This is a genomic window from Rhizobium sp. BK316 (genome assembly GCF_014193695.1).
In the GTDB taxonomy this organism is placed as follows: domain Bacteria; phylum Pseudomonadota; class Alphaproteobacteria; order Rhizobiales; family Rhizobiaceae; genus Rhizobium.
In genome coordinates, this window is sequence record NZ_JACHZR010000002.1 from 147,512 (window position 1) to 164,952 (window position 17,441).

Genomic DNA, 17,441 nt, shown 5'->3' on the forward strand with positions numbered 1-17,441 from the left:
TTCAGGCCGGAGCAGCTATTTTAACGAATGCGCGTGAGCTTCGTTGATGTCGCCTAGTTTGCGGAAGCGGCTTCACCCTGCTGCGAATGCTGCTCGCAATTGGGCGTGCAGGAAAGAACCGAGCGCTCCGTCTGGCGATAGACGCGCACCGTGTTGCCTTCATCGATGGAGACGAGAATGCGTTCGTCCAGAATGGCGTTGCCATCGCCATCGAGCAACACGATGTTGGTTGTGCCGAAGGCGCGGCCCGTCAACACGATCGTCCTGGCGTCGGCGACCGTCGCATCGGCAACCTTGGAATTGCCGACGATGACCTTGCTGACCGGCCGGTCGAGCTTCAGGACGCGCGCGTGATCCATATAGACGCGCAGCATGTCTTCCTGGGCAGAGGCCGCGGATGCCGTAAGAGCCGCAATCACCCAGGCAAAGAAAACGGTTTTGCCGTTCGATGGCATTTTGGCCCTCTTTCACGATCGCAATGCAAATTGCAGATAGAATGGAAAAAAATGGTGAACGAAGCTTTAAGCTTTCCACGCCATGTTCATGCGTGAAACGCATCGGACCATTTCGGTACGCGCCGACGAGGCGTGAAATCGACGGGCGGCGGAAATTCGTGCCATTTCTGGATGCCGCACGGCTATTGTTCCACATTGCTTCTGGAAATTCATGAGAAATCTAAGCAATGAGGTAAGGAATTACTTACCCTGAGCGGGCCGGTTGTCTCGTTTACACCTTGTTAAGGCATTTCATTAAGTCGATGGAAACGGCCATTCGCTAGGTTGCAGCCATCCGATCAACGGCAACAGTTGGCGGACGTGCTGAACATCAACTGGAGTTAGAGGTAACCATGACCAAGCTTTTTAGCCGTTTTCTGAAGGATGAATCCGGCGCGACCGCAATCGAATACGGCCTGATCGCCGCCCTCATTTCCGTAGCCCTCGTTGCTGGCGCCACCACGCTCGGCAACAAGCTGAACTCTACGTTCGTGACGTTGGGTGGTAAGCTGGACAGCGCTGTCAACCCGCCGGCAGCAGGCGGCGGCAGCACCCCCCCCAACGGCTAATTACCGGGAGCGTAGCTCCCGTTTGGAAAAGATCAGGCTCACGAGCGAACGCCGTGAGCCTATTCGTCTTGAGCAGACGAGAACTTGGGGCAGGTGAGAAGATGATCGTAGCCGCAATCCTTCTGGTTTTTCCGCTCTGCCTCGCCTTTGCGGCAATATCCGATCTGTTGACGATGACGATCCCGAACAGGATATCGTTGATCCTGGTTGTTTCATTTGTCGTGCTGGCGCCATTGAGCGGTCTTGCGCTTCCGGCAATCGGAATGCACGCACTGGGCGCCGCGATCGTGTTCGGCATTTGCTTTGCCCTCTTTGCGCTGAACGTGATGGGTGGTGGAGATGCGAAACTCCTGAGCGCGGCCGCGATCTGGTTTGGTTACGATCCCGCTCTCGTGGTTTTTCTGGCTAATGTCGGTATCATTGGCGGCGCGGTCACGTTGGCGATCCTGATGATCCGGTCACAGGCAGACATGATATTGGCCATCGGCCTGCCGATTCCCAATTCGCTGCTGCTCGCCAAGAAGATACCCTATGGTATCGCCATCGCAATCGGCGGCTTCCTGGCCTTCCCGTCCTCGCCGCTCTTCATCGCCGCACTGGAAAGCCTGAAGTGACGGCATTTTAATTGGCCGTTAACTTAAAATGTAAGTGTTCCATTAACTATAATTATACCAATTCCTGAGCATTCTGCGGGGGCGAACGCGTTGTGCCCCAAGGAATGATCAATGAAACCGGCCCGCCTTATTATCCTAGCTGTCGCCGTGGTGGCAGCCGGCCTTGCCGGCTTTCTTGCCATGAACATGGCCGGCAGTGGCGGTGTCGTGACGAAGGTCCAATCCGTCATCGAGAAAGAGCCGACCGTCAACGTGTTGGTCTCCAGCGCCAATCTGCCCGTGGGCGCAAGGCTGGATGAAAAGTCCGTCCACTGGATGGCCTGGCCGCAGAATGGCGTTGTCCAGGGCTTCATTACCGAGACCGATCGGCCTGATGCGATCAAGGATCTGCAGGGCGCCGTCGTGCGCTTGCCCGTCTTCGAAGGAGAGCCGATCCGTCCGGAAAAGGTCGCCGATTCCAACAGCCGCATCCTGTCTTCGCTGCTTCCTGCCGGCAAGCGTGCCGTGGCGACCGAGATTTCCGTCGCGACCGGCGCAGGCGGCTTCATCCTCCCCAATGACCGCGTCGACGTCATCATGGTGCGCAAGGGGCAGGGCACTGACAAATACATAACCGAAACCGTGCTGAGCAATGTTCGCGTTCTCGCCATCGATCAGCAGATCGAGGAGAAGGAGGACGGCACAAAGGCCGCGGTCGGCACCACTGCGACGCTGGAGCTGACCCCCGACCAGACCAAGGTTCTGGCCGTCGCCCAACAGATGGCCGATCGCCTTTCGCTTGCCCTGCGCTCGGTTGCTGACGCGCGGGAGCAGGACACCAGCGCGGCAGACTATTTGCTGAGCGGTGATAACGGCAGCGCACTCATCCAGGTCATCAAGTCCGGCTCCATCGTCACGGATGCCACCGGCTCAGTGAAGCCGGAGTAAGGGAAATGCAGATGGGCAACTCAAAACAGCGCGCCGGGCTTTTCCTCACCGCCTGCCTTTCCCTGGCAATGGCTGCCGCCGGCATCACGCCGCTCTCCTTCGTTGCATCCTCGGGTATCGAACAGGCCAATGCCGCGTCGGAAAGCCTCATCCGCATATCGCAGGGCGGTCCCGGCGCGCATCGCCGCGTGAAGCTCGGCCTCAACAAGGCCGTCGTCGTCGATCTGCCTGATGACGCGCACGATATTCTCGTTTCCGATCCGAGCATGGCCGATGCAGTGACCCGCACCTCGCGGCGCATCTATTTGTTCGGCAAGACGGTCGGGCAGACCAATATTTTCGTGTTCGGCGCCAGCGGCGAAGAGGTCGTCAGCCTCGATGTCGAGGTGGAGCGCGACGTCTCCGGTCTCGAGGCCAATCTGCGCCGCTTCATCCCGGACTCTGCCATCAAAGTCGAAATCGTCTCCGACAATATCGTACTGACCGGTACCGTTCGCACACCGCAGGATGCGACCCAGGCAGCGTCGCTCGCCATGGCCTTCCTGAAAGGCGGCGAGGCCACGACGCGCACGAGAACCGCTTCAGGGACCGGCGGTGACAGCGCAGTTGCGCTCTTTGTGGAAGGCCGTCAGCAGTCCCAGGTCGTCAACCTCCTGCAGATCCAGGGCGAGGACCAGGTCACGCTCAAGGTCACGATCGCCGAGGTTCGCCGTGAAGTCCTGAAACAGCTTGGTTTCGACAATCTCGTCACCAACTCCTCGGGCATGACGGTCGCCCAACTCGGCAGCCCATCGGCCGATAGCGCCACATCCGTCATCGGTGGCGGCCTGGCCGCGCTCTTCAAGAACTCGATCGGCAAATACGATATTTCGACTTACCTGAATGCGCTGGAACAGGGCAAGGTCGTCCGCACGCTGGCCGAGCCGACGCTGACGGCGATTTCCGGCCAGGCTGCGACCTTCAATTCCGGCGGCCAGGTTCTTTACTCGACGACGGACAATAACGGAAACGTCACCGTCGTTCCCTATGATTACGGTATCAATCTGGCCTTCAAGCCGGTGGTCCTTTCTTCCGGCCGCATCAGCTTGCAGATTACGACCAATGTTTCCGAGCCCGCGCCGTCGGTATCGGGTGCTGCGCCGACCTATCAGCGCCGTTCGGCCCAGACCTCGGTCGAGCTTCCGTCGGGTGGCTCGATCGCTCTTGCTGGCCTTATCCGCGACAACATCTCCCAGACGATGAACGGCACCCCCGGCGTCTCGAAGCTCCCGCTTCTCGGCACGCTCTTCCGTCAGAAAGGGGTCGAACGCCAGGAAACGGAACTCGTCATCATCGCGACGCCCTACCTGGTGCGTCCGGTAGCGCGCAATCAGCTCAATCGGCCGGATGACAATTTCAGCCCGACGAATGATGCGTCCGCCTTCTTCATGAACCGCGTCAACAAGGTTTACGGCAGCTCTCAGGCGCCGATTGCCGATGCGCAGTTCCACGGCTCCATCGGATTTATCTACAAATGAGCGGGGCACGGTCTGAACCGATGAAAACCAACAGAGATCAGGCAATGGCCCCTTGGAACGCGAAACATTCCCGCACCGCAAAGCCTCGGCTCGTGGCTGCATCGCTCGCCGTTGCAATCCTTTCCGGCTGCGCCGGCCCGCGCGATCAGTTGACGACTGGCGGTATTCCCGACGATTACCGGGAGCGCCATCCCATCGTCGTCACGGAAGCCGAACAGACGGTAGATATTCCCGTCGCCTCCAGCGATCGCCGCCTGACGATCGCCCAGCGCGAACTGATCCGCGGCTTTGCGCAGAATTACGTGTCGCGCGCCTCTGGCCCCGTCTACATCCTGTCTCCCGAGGGGTCGGCAAATGCAGGAGCAGCGCGCGCCTTGCGCAGCCAGGTTCGCGCCGAACTTGCTTCGCGCGGCATTGCCAGCAGCAAGATCATCAATACGTCCTATGCGGCAACCGGCCTTCTCGATGCCGCGCCGATACGCCTGAGCTTCACCGGCATGACGGCGGTAACGACCCAGTGTGGCCAATGGCCGAAGGATATCTCGGCCGATTTCACGAACCAGAATTACTACAATTTCGGCTGTGCCTCGCAGAACAACCTCGCCGCCCAGGTCGCCAATCCGGAAGATTTCGTCGCTCCGCGCGGCATGACCCCGATCGATGCAGAGCAGCGTAACCAGGTGATCAAGGAATACCGCGGGACAGAAGAATGAGTACCGTCGACTACGCGATCAAGAATAGCAGCGAACTCCGCCATGCCGAAGAGGCGATGCGCATGGGCGAACTGGAAAACATGCGGCCGCTGCCGCGCATCTCCGTTCACGCCTTCTGCGAAAGCGAAGGATTGCAGCGGGTGATGGAGCGCTGTGCCAATGACCGGCGCATGTCGAAAGTCAGTCTGCGCATCACCAGCGGCGGCACGGCTGCCGCTGCAAACATGTTCTCCGGCGCACCGACACCGAACCTGATCATCCTTGAAACCAGGACGAACCCGGCCAACCTGCTTGCCGAGCTCGCGCCGCTCGCCGCCGTCTGCGATCCCTCGACCAAGGTCATCATCGTCGGCTACTACAACGACATCGGTCTCTACCGCGAGTTGATCCGCAACGGCATTTCTGAATACATGGTCCAGCCCATCGCCATGCCCGACATCATGGGCGCGATGGCGGCAATCTTCGTCGATCCGGAAGCCGAGCCGCTTGGCCGCAGCATTGCCTTCATCGGCGCCAAGGGCGGGGTCGGCGCATCGACTGTCGCCCATAATTGCGCCTTCGGTATCTCGAACCTGTTCTCGACCGAGACGATCCTGGCCGATCTCGACCTGCCCTATGGCACGGCGAATATCGATTTCGATCAGGATCCGGCCCAAGGCATTGCCGAGGCCGTCTTTGCGCCGGAGCGGCTTGACGAGGTTTTCCTCGACCGCCTGCTGACCAAGTGCTCGGAGCATCTTTCGCTGCTGGCCGCCCCCTCGCTTCTCGACCGCGCCTATGATTTCGAGGGCCAGGCCTTCCAGCCTGTCATGGATGTGCTGCAGCGCAGCGCGCCTGTCACGGTGCTCGACGTTCCGCATGCCTGGTCGGACTGGACCCGTTCGGTACTCTCAAGCGCCGACGAAGTGGTTATCTGCGCGGTCCCCGATCTCGCCAACCTGCGCAACACCAAGAACATGCTCGATGCGCTCCGCAAGATGCGCCCGAACGACAAGGTACCGCATCTCATTCTCAATCAGGTCGGCATGCCGAAGCGGCCGGAAATCTCGGTTTCCGATTTCTGTGAGCCGCTGGAGGTCGAACCGATTGCCATCATTCCCTTCGATATCGGCCTCTTCGGAAACGCCGCCAACAGCGGCCGGATGATTTCCGAGGTCGATCCGAAGTCGCCGACTTCAGAGACCTTTTCGCAGATCTCGCACATCGTCACCGGTCGCGTGGCGATCAAGAAATCCAGGAAGGGCGGCCTTCTCGGCCTTCTGAAGCGCAAGTGAACGAGTAGAATTGGATCGGATCAATGTTCGGAAAACGCGGAAATGAAGGTTTCGGAAAGGCCGGTGCCGGCGGTGTCGCCGCTCCTCCGCCGCCGATGCCCGCTGCCGCCCCGGCAGCGCCATCCGGTCCCGCGGTGTTCGTCGAGCCGTCGCGCGAGCCTGCCCGCCAGCAGGTGGCGCCGCCACCGATGCAGACGCCGCAGCGCAAGCGCCCCGCCCGCACGGACGAATATTACGACACCAAGGCGCAGGTCTTTTCCGCGCTGATCGATACGATCGACCTCTCGCAGCTTTCCAAGCTGGATGGCGAAAGCGCGCGCGAGGAAATCCGCGATATCGTCAACGATATCATCACCATCAAGAATTTCGCGATGTCGATCTCCGAGCAGGAGGAACTGCTCGAGGATATCTGCAACGACGTCCTGGGTTATGGGCCGCTCGAGCCGCTGCTGGCGCGAGACGACATTGCCGATATCATGGTCAACGGTGCGGGTCAGACCTTCATCGAAGTCGGCGGCAAGACGATCGAATCCGAAATCCGATTCCGCGACAATTCGCAGCTTCTTTCGATCTGCCAGCGTATCGTCAGCCAGGTTGGCCGCCGCGTCGATGAATCGAGCCCGATCTGCGACGCGCGCCTGCCTGACGGCTCGCGTGTCAACGTCATCGCCCCGCCGCTTTCCATCGATGGCCCGGCGCTCACCATCCGCAAATTCAAGAAGGACAAGCTGACGCTCGATCAGCTGGTGCGCTTCGGTGCCATCACGCCGGAAGGCGCAACCGTGCTGCAGATCATCGGTCGCGTCCGCTGTAATGTCATCATCTCCGGCGGTACGGGCTCCGGCAAAACCACGCTTCTGAACTGCCTGACGAACTATATCGACCGCGACGAGCGCGTCATCACCTGCGAAGATACGGCCGAACTGCAGCTCCAGCAGCCACATGTCGTGCGTCTCGAAACTCGCCCGCCGAACATCGAAGGTGAGGGCGAGATCACCATGCGCGACCTCGTCAAGAACTGCCTGCGCATGCGTCCCGAACGCATCATCGTCGGCGAAGTGCGCGGACCCGAAGTATTCGACCTCCTGCAGGCCATGAACACCGGTCACGACGGTTCCATGGGCACCATCCACGCCAACAACCCACGCGAATGTCTGAGCCGTATGGAATCGATGATCGCCATGGGCGGCTTCACCCTGCCGGCAAAGACCGTGCGGGAGATCATTTCCTCTTCGATCGACGTGATCATCCAGGCGCAGCGCCTGCGCGACGGTTCGCGCCGTATCACCCAGATCACCGAGGTGGTCGGCATGGAGGGCGACGTCATCATTACCCAGGATCTGATGCGCTACGAGATCGAAGGCGAGGACGCCAGCGGTCGTCTGATTGGCCGCCATATGTCTGCCGGTATCGGCAAGCCGCACTTCTGGGATCGCGCCCGCTATTACAACGAAGAAAAACGCCTCGCCGCCGCGCTCGACGAGATGGAATCGAAATCGAAGGAATGAGATGTTCGGCATCGATCCGACAGTATTGGCAATCGTCGTTCTCGCAGCCGTTGCGGCGGCAGCGGTCAGCTATGCCGTATTGTTTTCGCGGATCGAGAGCGACAAGAAATCGGCAAGCCGCATCAACCGCGTCAAATCGGCCGAACTCGATCGCACCAAGGTCAAGGCCGCCCGCGACCGTGTGCAGGAATTGTCGAAGCGTCGCAAATCGGTGCAGGACAGCCTGAAGGATCTCGAAAAGCGGCAGCACGAAAAGACCAGGAAAACGCTGTCACTGAAATCCCGCCTAGTGCAGGCGGGACTGCCGATCACGCCCGTCCGCTTCTATCTTTTCAGCGCACTCTTCGCGTTTGTGCTGCTGGTCTTGCTTTTCCTCGCCGGCGCATCGACACCGATCATGCTCGGTATTCCCGTGGCCGCTGGGCTTGGTCTGCCGCGCTGGGTGCTGGGCTTCCTCGTCTCGCGCCGCCAGAACAAGTTCCTCGATGAGTTTCCGAACGCGCTCGACGTCATCGTCCGCTCCATCCGCTCAGGCCTCCCGCTGAACGATGCGATCCGCCTCGTTGCGACCGAGGGGGTCGAGCCCGTCAAGGGCGAATTCCGCCGTATCGTCGAATCGCAGCAGGTGGGCCTCAGCGTGCCCGAAGCCTGTGCACGCATGACCAATCAGATGCCGTTGCAGGAAGTCAATTTCTTCGCGATCGTCATCGCCATCCAGTCGCAGGCCGGCGGCAACCTGTCGGAAGCGATCGGCAATCTCTCCAAGGTGTTGCGCGACCGCAAGAAGATGAAGGCCAAGGTGAAGGCGCTGTCGATGGAAGCCAAGGCGTCTGCCGTCATCATCGGCGCCCTTCCATTCATCGTTGCCACGCTCGTCTACCTGACGTCGCCGCAATACATGATGGTCCTGTTCACCGATCCGCGCGGCCACTTCATCATGGGCTTTTCGGCGATCTGGATGTCGATCGGCATCTTTGTAATGCGCAACATGATCAACTTCGATATCTAGCGGGAGCAAGGCAGCATGTCGGAAGAACTTGCCGCAACATTGACCGATCCCGCCATGATCGTGGCGGTGCTCGTCGCCATCGCCGTCTTCGCCACCTTCTACACGCTTGCCGTTCCCTTTTTCGAGCGTGGCGATCTCAACAAGCGCATGAAGGCCGTCTCGACCGAGCGCGAGCAGATCCGCGCCCGCGAACGCGCCCGCCTGAATGCCGACGCCGGCGGCAAGGCCACGCTCAGAAGCCAGAACAACCGGCCCGTCCGCCAGATTGTCGAGCGTTTCAACCTGCGCAAGGCACTCGTCGACGACAACACGATGAACAAGTTGCGCGCCGCTGGTTTTCGCTCGGAAAACGCGTTGAACACCTTCCTCGTCGCGCGCTTTCTTCTGCCATTTCTCTTCCTGGCCGTTGCCGCATTCTGGATGTTCGGCCTCGGCAACCTTGCCGACAAGGGCCTGCCGATACGGGTCTTCATCGTCATCGGCATCGCCTATATCGGCTTCTATGCACCGAACATCTATATCTCCAACCGTATGGGCAAGCGTCAGCTGTCCATCAAGCGCGCCTGGCCAGATGCGCTGGATATGATGCTGATTTGCGTGGAATCGGGCATTTCCATCGAAGCGGCCATGCGCCGTGTCTCCGAAGAGCTCGGTGAACAATCGCCGCCGCTTGCCGAAGAAATGGTGTTGACGACCGCTGAGCTCTCCTTCCTGCCGGATCGCCGCGTCGCCCTCGAAAATCTCGCAACCCGCACCCAGATCGATCTCGTTCGTTCGGTCACCCAGGCGCTCATTCAGGCAGATCGCTACGGCACGCCGGTAGCAACGGCGCTGCGCGTGCTGGCACAGGAAGGCCGCGACGAACGCATGAACGAAGCGGAAAAGAAGGCTGCCGCCCTGCCGCCGAAGCTGACCGTGCCGATGATCCTCTTCTTCCTGCCGGTGCTGGTCGCGGTCATCCTCGGCCCCGCCGGCATCCAGGTCGCCGACCGGTTCTGACGCTTGCCGCTATGAGGGAATCCGGCTAGCTTGCGCTCCCGCATAATTGGCGAAGCTGGGCCACAATCGGGAAGCACGAACGTTTTTCGCCGCTCGCCTGCGCACCCCTCGATTATCAGGGCAATTCAGCGAAAATGTGCGGCGGTTTCGCGTGAAACAAAGAGATGGAGTTTTGCCATGTCGTCTCTCGGCATCTTTATCAGCATCATCAGCGCATTGGTGATCGGCGCCATGAGCCCCGGTCCGAGTTTCGTTGTCGTCTCGCGCATTGCCATCTCCCGCTCCCGCTTTGATGGGCTCGCCGCAGCACTCGGCATGGGCGTCGGCGGCGTGACCTTCGCTGTTCTCGCTCTTGCTGGTCTGACGGCGCTGCTCTCGCAATTCGAGTGGCTTTATCTCGTGCTGAAGATCGCTGGCGGTGCTTATCTGATCTACATTGCGTTGGCGATCTGGAAGGGAGCAAGTGAACCGCTCGCGCTCTCAGGCGATATCGCCGGCAAAAGCACGCCGGCGCGCAGTTTCACGGCCGCCCTGCTGACGCAGTTGAGCAATCCGAAGGCGATCGTTGTCTACGCCAGTATCTTTGCCGCACTCCTGCCCAAAACCGTGCCGGTGGAACTTTTGCTGGCGCTGCCGGTCGGTGTCTTCCTGGTCGAAGCGGGATGGTATGCGATCGTTGCGCTCGCTTTTTCGGCCCAGCACCCGCGCAAGGTTTATATTGCTGCCAAGGCCTGGATCGACAGGGCCGCAGGCGCGGTCATGGCTGGCCTCGGCCTGCGTCTCATCCTGTCCGGATTGAGCGGCAAATAACTCAGTTGGTATTGCTGGCGGCGGCGGACGTCGTGTCTTTCGCCGCGAGCTTCTGCCAGGAATTCTGTTGCGAAAGCATGCCGCGCAGATAGGCGACATTCGCATCGGCCTGCTGCGGCGAGAGTTCGCGCCGCGCGATCTGCTCGGCCTCTGGAAAACGTCCCTGCAGCCCGACGGCGAGGGCGAGGTTCTGGCGCACGCGGCTGTCTGCGGAGGGCTGACCTGCCGCCGAGCGAAGATAGGTTTCCGCCGTGCGCAGATCGCCCGTCAGCAGATAGGACATGCCGAGGTTGGAAAGGATCGACGGCTCGTTCGGCTGGATGTCGAGCGCATCGCGGTAGCGCTGACGCGCATCGTTTGGCTTGCCCATCTGATCGAGGATCGCGCCTTCTGCCGAGATCAGCCGCCAGTCGGGACGGTCTGGCGTCTGCGCCCTGCCGATCGTGTCCAGCGCCTGCTGAAGCTGCCCCGCGGCTGCCTGCGCCTTGCCATAGGCGGCAAGCACATTGCGGTCGGCAGGATTGGCGATGGCGACCTGCTGCATGACGGCTAGCGCCTGTGCGTCGCGTCCGTTCATGCGCAGCAGATTGGCGTAGTTGACGCCGTTGACGGGATCGCGCGGGTTCTTCTCATAGGCCTGGCCGACGCGGTCGGTGGCGGCCCGCAATTGATTGGCGTCCATCTGCTCGACCGGCCTGTCGAGCTTCGGGATCGAGCCGGTCGTCATCCGGTCCTTTGCCGTCGTCGAGCAGCCGGCAAGCGCCAGCATGACGACGGCAGTCGCGGTTCCCTGCAAAATACGCTTCTTGAGAGGAATGGAGGCCGAGACGGGCATTGCGCGATCCTGAATGAAATCGGCGCCTGACCTCAAAGCGGAACAGGGAAAGGTTTGACGCAATCTTCGCTCCAGCAATAGTCTGTTAACCCTAACAGACAGTTAAGAAGTGATTCTGCCCCCGCCTCCAAGGACAACCATGGCCCCCTTCCAGTTCATCGAGAGACCGACGCCTTTCAACACCAAGGGTGGGTCGACGCTGCCGATCTTCGCTGTCACGCCCGCCCATATCGAAACCGGCACCATCGATCCGATCGCGCTCGATTGGGCTCGCAAAGCCGGCTACAAGGCGGAAAGCGGCTCGCTGCTTCTGATCCCGACAGCCGATGGCCATCTCGGCGGTGCACTCTTCGGGCTCGGCACGAATCCGTCGGAGCAGCCCTACATCACCGGCAAGCTCGCCCGCGCGCTTCCGGCCGGCGACTGGCACATCGAGACCGCACCGCTGACGGCGAACCGTCTCGCGCTCGGCTTCGGCCTCGGCAGCTACCGTTTCGACCGTTACAAGTCCGAAAAATCCCCGGCCGCGACGCTGATGATCCCGCGCGATGCCGACGCCAACGAAATCAAGCGCCAGCTCGCCGGCGTCTTTCTTGCCCGCGACCTCATCAATACGCCGACCAACGACATGGGTCCGGAGCAGCTCGAAGCCGCTTTCCGCAGCCTTGCCGCCCACTACAAGGCCGAGATGTCGGTCATCATTGGTGACGACCTGCTGAAGGAGAACTTCCCGCTGGTCCATACCGTCGGCCGCGCCAGTGCCGATGCGCCGCGCCTGCTGGAACTGCGCTGGGGCAAGAAGGGCCACCGCAAGGTGACGCTGGTCGGCAAGGGCGTCTGCTTCGATACAGGCGGCCTCGACATCAAGCCGGCTTCTTCCATGCTCTTGATGAAGAAGGATATGGGGGGTGCTGCAAACGTCATGGGCCTCGCGCTCATGATCATGGATGCAAAGCTGAAGGTCGATCTGCGTGTCATCGTCCCGGTCGTCGAGAATTCCATCTCGTCGAATGCCTTCCGCCCCGGCGACATCTACAAGAGCCGCAAGGGCCTGACGGTCCAGATCGACAACACCGATGCCGAAGGCCGCCTGATTTTGGCCGACGCACTCGCCTATGCCGACGAGGAAGAGCCCGATCTGCTGATCGACATGGCGACCCTGACGGGTGCTGCCCGCGTTGCCCTCGGCCCAGATCTGCCGCCCTTCTTCACTGATGATGAGAACCTCGCGCAAGACCTGATGGAATCAAGTCTCGAGACGGACGATCCGCTCTGGCGCCTGCCGCTTTACGCTGGCTACGAGAAGGACATCCGCACCAAGTTCGCCGATATCACCAATGCTCCGGCAGGCGGCATGGCCGGTGCGATCACTGCAGCACTGTTCCTGAAGCGGTTCGTCGGCAAAGCAAAGAGCTGGGCGCATTTCGATATCTACGGCTGGGCGCCGAACGAGCGCGCACATTCGCCTGGAGGCGGCGAGGCGCAGGCCATCCGTGCGCTCTACCATCATATTCGCCAGAGCGTCCGCTGAGCCGGTCGTTAAAATTTTATTCACCTTGCGAGGCGGCATTCTGTGCCGCCTCTTGCTTGCGCGGGTCAATTGCCGGAAAATGAAACGTTAGCGTAACGATTTTCCGGAGGGGCCGTGCCGATTGAACTGACCGCCTCACAGGCGCTTGGCCTCTGGCACGGCGTGGCGCTCGACCAAGTCCGTCACGACAACAGAGATTTGACGTTGCGCCAGATGGCGATCCTGCTGCATATCTATCTCGTGCCGCCGCCGCATACCGTGCGCGGGCTGGCCGCGACGCTGAACGTGACGAAACCGGTCATCACCCGGGCGCTGGATACGATGGGCGAGATGGGCCTCGTCGATCGCGTCCGCGACGATGCCGACCGGCGCAATGTCATCATCAAGCGCACCGTTGGCGGCGCGCTCTATCTCGAAAAGCTCGGCGATCTCGTGCGCGAGCAGGGCCGCAAGCTTCCGGTCTGAAAGGCCCCCGACTGAAAGGCCCATTTGAAAGGAATTCCATGACGATGCTCGACCGCCGCCTTCACGCTTATCGCCCGGATCTCGCGGAAGCCGGCCTTGAAGGCAAGGTCGAAGCGACGCGCTTTGTGAGCGGCACGCCGGCGCGCGTCTGCGTTCCGGTCATTGCCTTGCGTCCGCAGCCGGATCTTGCCCGTGGTATTGATACGGAGCTGCTTTTCGGCGAGGACGTTACGGTCTTCGATCGTGCTGATGGCTGGTGCTGGGTCAAGGCCACATCCGACGGCTATGTCGGCTACCTGCCCGAACAGGCGATCGCCGAAGCGGTGCCGGCTCCGACACATATCGTCGTTCCGCAGCGCACCTTCCTCTATCCCGAACCGGAATTGCGCAAACCGTATAAGACAGTGCTGTCGATGGGCAGTCGTGTCCATATATCAGGCGAAACGGAAGCGCGCGGCAATCGCTATCTGGTGCTCAATGACGGCACGGCGATCTTCTCCAAGCATCTCCAGCCGCTTGGAGCGTTGGATGGCCAGGACTACGTCGATATCGCTGCCCGCTTCCTGGAAACACCCTATCTCTGGGGCGGCCGCTCCGGCCTTGGCATCGATTGCTCCGGCCTCATCCAGCTTGCGCTGCAGATGACCGGCAGAAGCGCGCCGCGCGATACCGATATGCAGGCGGCTGGCCTTGGCGAGCCGATCGAGCGCTCAGATGTACGCCGCGGCGATCTGGTCTTCTGGAAGGGGCACGTCGCCATCTTCGAAGATCCCGAAACCATCATCCACGCCAACGGTCACACGATGACCGTGGCGCGTGAGAATTTCGACGCTGCCGTCAAGCGCATCGGCTGGCTCTACGAACAGCCGACCGGCTATCGGCGCCCGTTCTGAGATTGCTTTCGGACGGTCGGCGGCTTTGGCCAGTCCTTGATGCCGCCCGTCCAATCCTCGAATGCTTTCGAGAGTTTCAGCACCCGCATGTCGTCGAAGCGTGGTCCGACGATCTGCAGGCCGATCGGCATGCCCTTCGAGAAGCCGCAATTGATGGACGACGCCGGCTGTTCCGACATGTTCCACGGCACCGTGAAGGCGATGTGCTCGAAGGGCAGCTTCGGATCGTTGGTCGGAGAGGGCCATTCGGCCGGATAGGAGACGACCGGATTGGTCGGTGACAACACCGCATCGACCTCGGTGAAAAGCCGGCCACAGGTCTTGCGCATTTCGATCGTCTGATTGAAACCCTTGACGGCATCCACGCCGCTGACATCGGCACCGCCCTTCGCCCATTCGTAGATATAGGGCAGGATCGTTTCGCGGCGCTCCTCGCTCAGCCCGGCAATGTCGCCCCAGAAACGCGCACGCCAGAAATCGTCGAGCCCATCGAGCATGGTCCGTGTCAGCACCGGCCCTGCGGAAACGATCGTCGCACCCGCCTTCTCGAAGAGTTTCGCGGCCTGCTCGACGGCAATCTTCACATCATCATCGACAGCCAGGCCGCAGCCCGCATCGAGCATCAGTCCGATCCGCATGCCGCTGAGATCGATAGCAAGATTCATCCAGTCGAAATCATTCGGCGGCAGACTGGTGCCGTCGCGCCAGTCGGGGCGGGAAAGGGTTGCCATCGAATAAGCGGCATCCTCCACCGTCCGGGTCATCGGTCCCGCGCAGCGACCGACATAATAGGGGTCAACTGGAATGCGCCCATGGCTCGGCTTGAAGCCGAACACACCAGTCCAGCCGGCCGGCAGGCGCACAGAACCGCCAATATCCGTGCCGATATGCAGTGGCCCGTAGCCGGCAGCCGCCGCCGCCGAAGCGCCGGCGCTCGAACCGCCGGGGTTCTGTGTGATGTCCCACGGGTTGCGGCTGAGATGATGGAAACTGGAAAGGCCTGACGAGAGCATGCCGTAGTCTGGGCAGGTCGTCTTGGCGAAGATGATCGCGCCGTCCTCCCGCAGCCGCGCCGCTGCCGGCGCATCCGCTTCCGCTGGCTTCAACTCGACCGCCTTCGTGCCGAGCGGCACCGGTTGTCCCTTGGTGGCGATCAATTCCTTGAGGGTAACAGGAATGCCGTCGAGCGGTCCGAGCGTTTCACCTTTCATCCAGCGCTCGCCCGATGCCATTGCCTGCTCGCGCGCTGCTTCCGGATCATAGAGATAAAGCGCTGCGATCGAAGGCTCCCAGGCATCGATATGCTTTTCGAGCGCGAGCCAGTAGTCGAGCGGCGAGAGGCTTTTGTCAGCGAAGCGTCGCCTGAGTTCGCGGATGGTGAAATCGGTATCTGGCATGGTCTGATCTTTCGGGCGGTTTGTCTTGGGAGGACATCAGCGGCTCGCTTCGCGCGGGTCGAACAGATCGCGCAATCCGTCACCCAGCATGTTGAAGCCGAAGACGGTGAGCGCGATGGCAAGGCCGGGCAGGATTGCCAGCCACGGAGCAAGCGAAAGGAAGGTCTGCGCGTCCGCCAGCATGCGTCCCCAGGTCGGCGCGGGCGGCGCCATGCCGAGGCCGAGGAAGGAAAGGCCGGCCTCGGTCAGGATCGCGAGGCCGAGCTGGATCGCCGCATGCACGATGATCTGGCTCATGATGTTCGGCAGCACATGCCGCACCGAGATCGTGAAGCGGCTGTTGCCGATCGCCTGCGCCGCCAGCACATAGTCGCGGCTCCAGGCCTGCAGGGAGGTAGCGAGCGTCACGCGTGCAAAGACCGGTATCATGAAGACGGCGATGGCCGCGATGGCGGTAAAGCGTCCCGGCCCGAGAAATGCACCGAGTATCATGGCGGAAAGGATCGGCGGCAGCGCAAAGATCACGTCGCAGGCGCGCATCAGCAGCGCCTCACAGGGGCCGCGGATGGCCGCCGCGGAAACACCGGCGATCGAACCAAGCGTGCCGCCGATGGCGACCGCGCTGATGGCGATGGACAGCGAATTCCAGCACCCGACCATCAGCATAGAGAGCACATCACGGCCGAACTGGTCCGTGCCGAGCAGGCCGAAGGCAAGCGGCGGCTGCAGCTTGTGAATGATCTGCATCTTCGCCGGCGGCAGCGGTGTCCAGAACAGCGATAGCAAGGCAATGGCAGCCAGAAAGCCGACGATACCGATGCCGGCGATCAGGTTCTTTCGCCGGCTAAATCGGAAGCTTCGGCGACGCCGGACAAAGGCGGAGGAAACGATGGGTGCCATCATGCCGCCTTTCGCATGCGCGGGTCGATCACGAGATAGGAGAGATCGACGATGAAGTTCATGACGATGACGAGGCCTGCGAAGAACAACACGACATCCTGCATGACGACGATGTCGCGCTGCGACAGGGCCTGAAAGGCAAGCCGCCCCAGCCCCGGCAGGTTGAAGACGTTTTCGACCAGCACCGCGCCAGCGACAAGAAAGGTGAATTGCAGCCCGAGAATGGTCAGGATCGGTACCAGCGCATTCGGCACGATATGCCGCCAGAGCACGGTGCTTTGCGGCAGCCCCTTGGCGACGGCGGTACGCGCGAAATCCTCGTGCATGGTGTCGAGCACCGCAGACCGTGCGACGCGCGTGAGAACGCCGGCCTGCGGCAGCGCCAGCGCCACTGCCGGCATCAGCAGCGCCTGCAGCGCTGGCAGAAGCCCGGCGTCCCATCCCGGAAAACCGCCTGCCGGCATCAGCCCGAGCGTTGTGGAGAACAGGATGATGAGCAGCAGCGCCACCCAGAAGGCCGGCACGGCGATGCTGATCTGCGAGAAGATCGTGGCGATCGCATCGAGGATGCCACCCCGCCGCGCCGCTGCCAGCACGCCGAGCGGCAGTGCAATCAGCACCGACAGTACGATGGCGATCAACGCGAGCGGCAGCGTCACGGCCAACCGCTCGACGATCAGCCCGGCGACCGGTACGCCGTAGGTGTAGGACTGCCCGAGATTGCCGGAGAAGACGCCGGCGAGCCATTGGCCGTAACGCAGGATGAGCGGCTGGTCGAGGCCGAGCTCATGCCGCAACGCTGCCAGTGTCTCCGGGCTTGCCGAGGTGCCGAGCATGATCGAGGCGGGATCGCCCGGCAGCAGATCCATGACGGCGAAGATCACAAGCGAAACGACGAGAAGGGTAAGGACTAGGCCGGCAAGGCGGCGGGAAAGCAGTGCGATCATATCGTCTTCGTCACCCTGTCAGCCGCCACCCGCCCTCGA

General features: G+C 61.4%; 18 protein-coding genes. 13 read left to right on the plus strand and 5 right to left on the minus strand.

The genetic code is table 11. The features are described from left to right. Positions 1-53: 53 nt before the first annotated feature. Entirely contained in the window at positions 54-455 is a 402-nt protein-coding gene (locus tag FHT87_RS09235; protein WP_183801309.1) for a pilus assembly protein N-terminal domain-containing protein, read from the minus strand. Positions 456-847: 392 nt separating this feature from the next. Here FHT87_RS09235 and FHT87_RS09240 point away from each other — a divergent pair, with 392 nt between their 5' ends. The 10 genes from FHT87_RS09240 (at position 848) to FHT87_RS09285 (ending at position 10,434) form a co-directional block, all read left to right on the plus strand. Continuing rightward, positions 848-1,063: a Flp family type IVb pilin gene (locus tag FHT87_RS09240; protein ID WP_183801312.1), complete on the plus strand. Its 216-nt coding sequence runs from the start codon at positions 848-850 to the stop codon at positions 1,061-1,063. Positions 1,064-1,164: 101 nt separating this feature from the next. Then, positions 1,165-1,677 carry a prepilin peptidase gene (locus FHT87_RS09245; RefSeq protein WP_183801315.1) on the plus strand — a complete coding sequence of 171 codons (513 nt, stop codon included), beginning with the start codon at positions 1,165-1,167 and terminating at the stop codon, positions 1,675-1,677. Between the two features lie 111 nt (positions 1,678-1,788). Beyond that, positions 1,789-2,604, plus strand: coding sequence for a Flp pilus assembly protein CpaB (cpaB, locus tag FHT87_RS09250; protein ID WP_183801318.1), 816 nt, complete (start codon positions 1,789-1,791; stop codon positions 2,602-2,604). A gap of 5 nt (positions 2,605-2,609) precedes the next feature. Next, positions 2,610-4,121 carry a type II and III secretion system protein family protein gene (locus tag FHT87_RS09255; RefSeq protein ID WP_183801321.1) on the plus strand — a complete coding sequence of 504 codons (1,512 nt, stop codon included), beginning with the start codon at positions 2,610-2,612 and terminating at the stop codon, positions 4,119-4,121. Then, complete coding sequence (locus FHT87_RS09260; RefSeq protein WP_183801324.1) at positions 4,118-4,834, plus strand: CpaD family pilus assembly lipoprotein; 717 nt, start codon at positions 4,118-4,120, stop codon at positions 4,832-4,834. Before FHT87_RS09255 ends, FHT87_RS09260 begins: the two co-directional genes overlap by 4 nt. Then, a complete protein-coding gene (locus tag FHT87_RS09265; RefSeq protein WP_183801327.1) occupies positions 4,831-6,108 on the plus strand; it encodes a CpaE family protein in 1,278 nt (425 codons plus the stop codon). The genes FHT87_RS09260 and FHT87_RS09265 overlap by 4 nt, the downstream gene beginning before the upstream one ends. 23 nt (positions 6,109-6,131) lie before the next feature. Further along, positions 6,132-7,616 carry a CpaF family protein gene (locus FHT87_RS09270; protein ID WP_183801330.1) on the plus strand — a complete coding sequence of 495 codons (1,485 nt, stop codon included), beginning with the start codon at positions 6,132-6,134 and terminating at the stop codon, positions 7,614-7,616. Position 7,617: 1 nt separating this feature from the next. Beyond that, entirely contained in the window at positions 7,618-8,625 is a 1,008-nt protein-coding gene (locus FHT87_RS09275; protein WP_183801333.1) for a type II secretion system F family protein, read from the plus strand. 15 nt (positions 8,626-8,640) lie between these two features. Beyond that, complete coding sequence (locus FHT87_RS09280) at positions 8,641-9,624, plus strand: type II secretion system F family protein (RefSeq protein WP_183801336.1); 984 nt, start codon at positions 8,641-8,643, stop codon at positions 9,622-9,624. A 177-nt stretch (positions 9,625-9,801) separates the two neighbouring features. Further along, complete coding sequence (locus tag FHT87_RS09285) at positions 9,802-10,434, plus strand: LysE family translocator (protein WP_183801340.1); 633 nt, start codon at positions 9,802-9,804, stop codon at positions 10,432-10,434. 1 nt (position 10,435) lies between these two features. On the opposite strand, the gene FHT87_RS09290 is transcribed toward FHT87_RS09285, so the two are convergent. Beyond that, a complete protein-coding gene (locus FHT87_RS09290; protein ID WP_183801343.1) occupies positions 10,436-11,269 on the minus strand; it encodes a tetratricopeptide repeat protein in 834 nt (277 codons plus the stop codon). Positions 11,270-11,408: 139 nt separating this feature from the next. Between FHT87_RS09290 and FHT87_RS09295 the strand changes: the two genes are divergently transcribed. From FHT87_RS09295 to FHT87_RS09305, 3 genes are all read left to right on the plus strand, one after another. Continuing rightward, positions 11,409-12,800, plus strand: a complete 1,392-nt coding sequence (locus FHT87_RS09295) for a M17 family metallopeptidase (RefSeq protein ID WP_183801346.1) — start codon at positions 11,409-11,411, stop codon at positions 12,798-12,800. A 114-nt stretch (positions 12,801-12,914) separates the two neighbouring features. Then, positions 12,915-13,265, plus strand: a complete 351-nt coding sequence (locus FHT87_RS09300; RefSeq protein ID WP_183727644.1) for a MarR family winged helix-turn-helix transcriptional regulator — start codon at positions 12,915-12,917, stop codon at positions 13,263-13,265. A gap of 38 nt (positions 13,266-13,303) precedes the next feature. Next, positions 13,304-14,158: an NlpC/P60 family protein gene (locus tag FHT87_RS09305; RefSeq protein ID WP_183727646.1), complete on the plus strand. Its 855-nt coding sequence runs from the start codon at positions 13,304-13,306 to the stop codon at positions 14,156-14,158. Here the strand turns inward: FHT87_RS09305 and FHT87_RS09310 are convergent. From FHT87_RS09310 to FHT87_RS09320, 3 genes are read right to left on the minus strand one after another with little or no spacing between them, the layout of a single operon-like run. Beyond that, positions 14,140-15,555 carry an amidase gene (locus FHT87_RS09310; protein ID WP_183801349.1) on the minus strand — a complete coding sequence of 472 codons (1,416 nt, stop codon included), beginning with the start codon at positions 15,553-15,555 and terminating at the stop codon, positions 14,140-14,142. The genes FHT87_RS09305 and FHT87_RS09310 overlap by 19 nt on opposite strands. 36 nt (positions 15,556-15,591) lie before the next feature. After that, on the minus strand, positions 15,592-16,455 hold the full coding sequence (locus FHT87_RS09315) for an ABC transporter permease (protein WP_183729161.1): 864 nt from the start codon (positions 16,453-16,455) through the stop codon (positions 15,592-15,594). Continuing rightward, entirely contained in the window at positions 16,455-17,402 is a 948-nt protein-coding gene (locus FHT87_RS09320) for an ABC transporter permease (protein ID WP_183727650.1), read from the minus strand. The genes FHT87_RS09315 and FHT87_RS09320 overlap by 1 nt, the downstream gene beginning before the upstream one ends. Positions 17,403-17,441 lie beyond the last annotated feature (39 nt).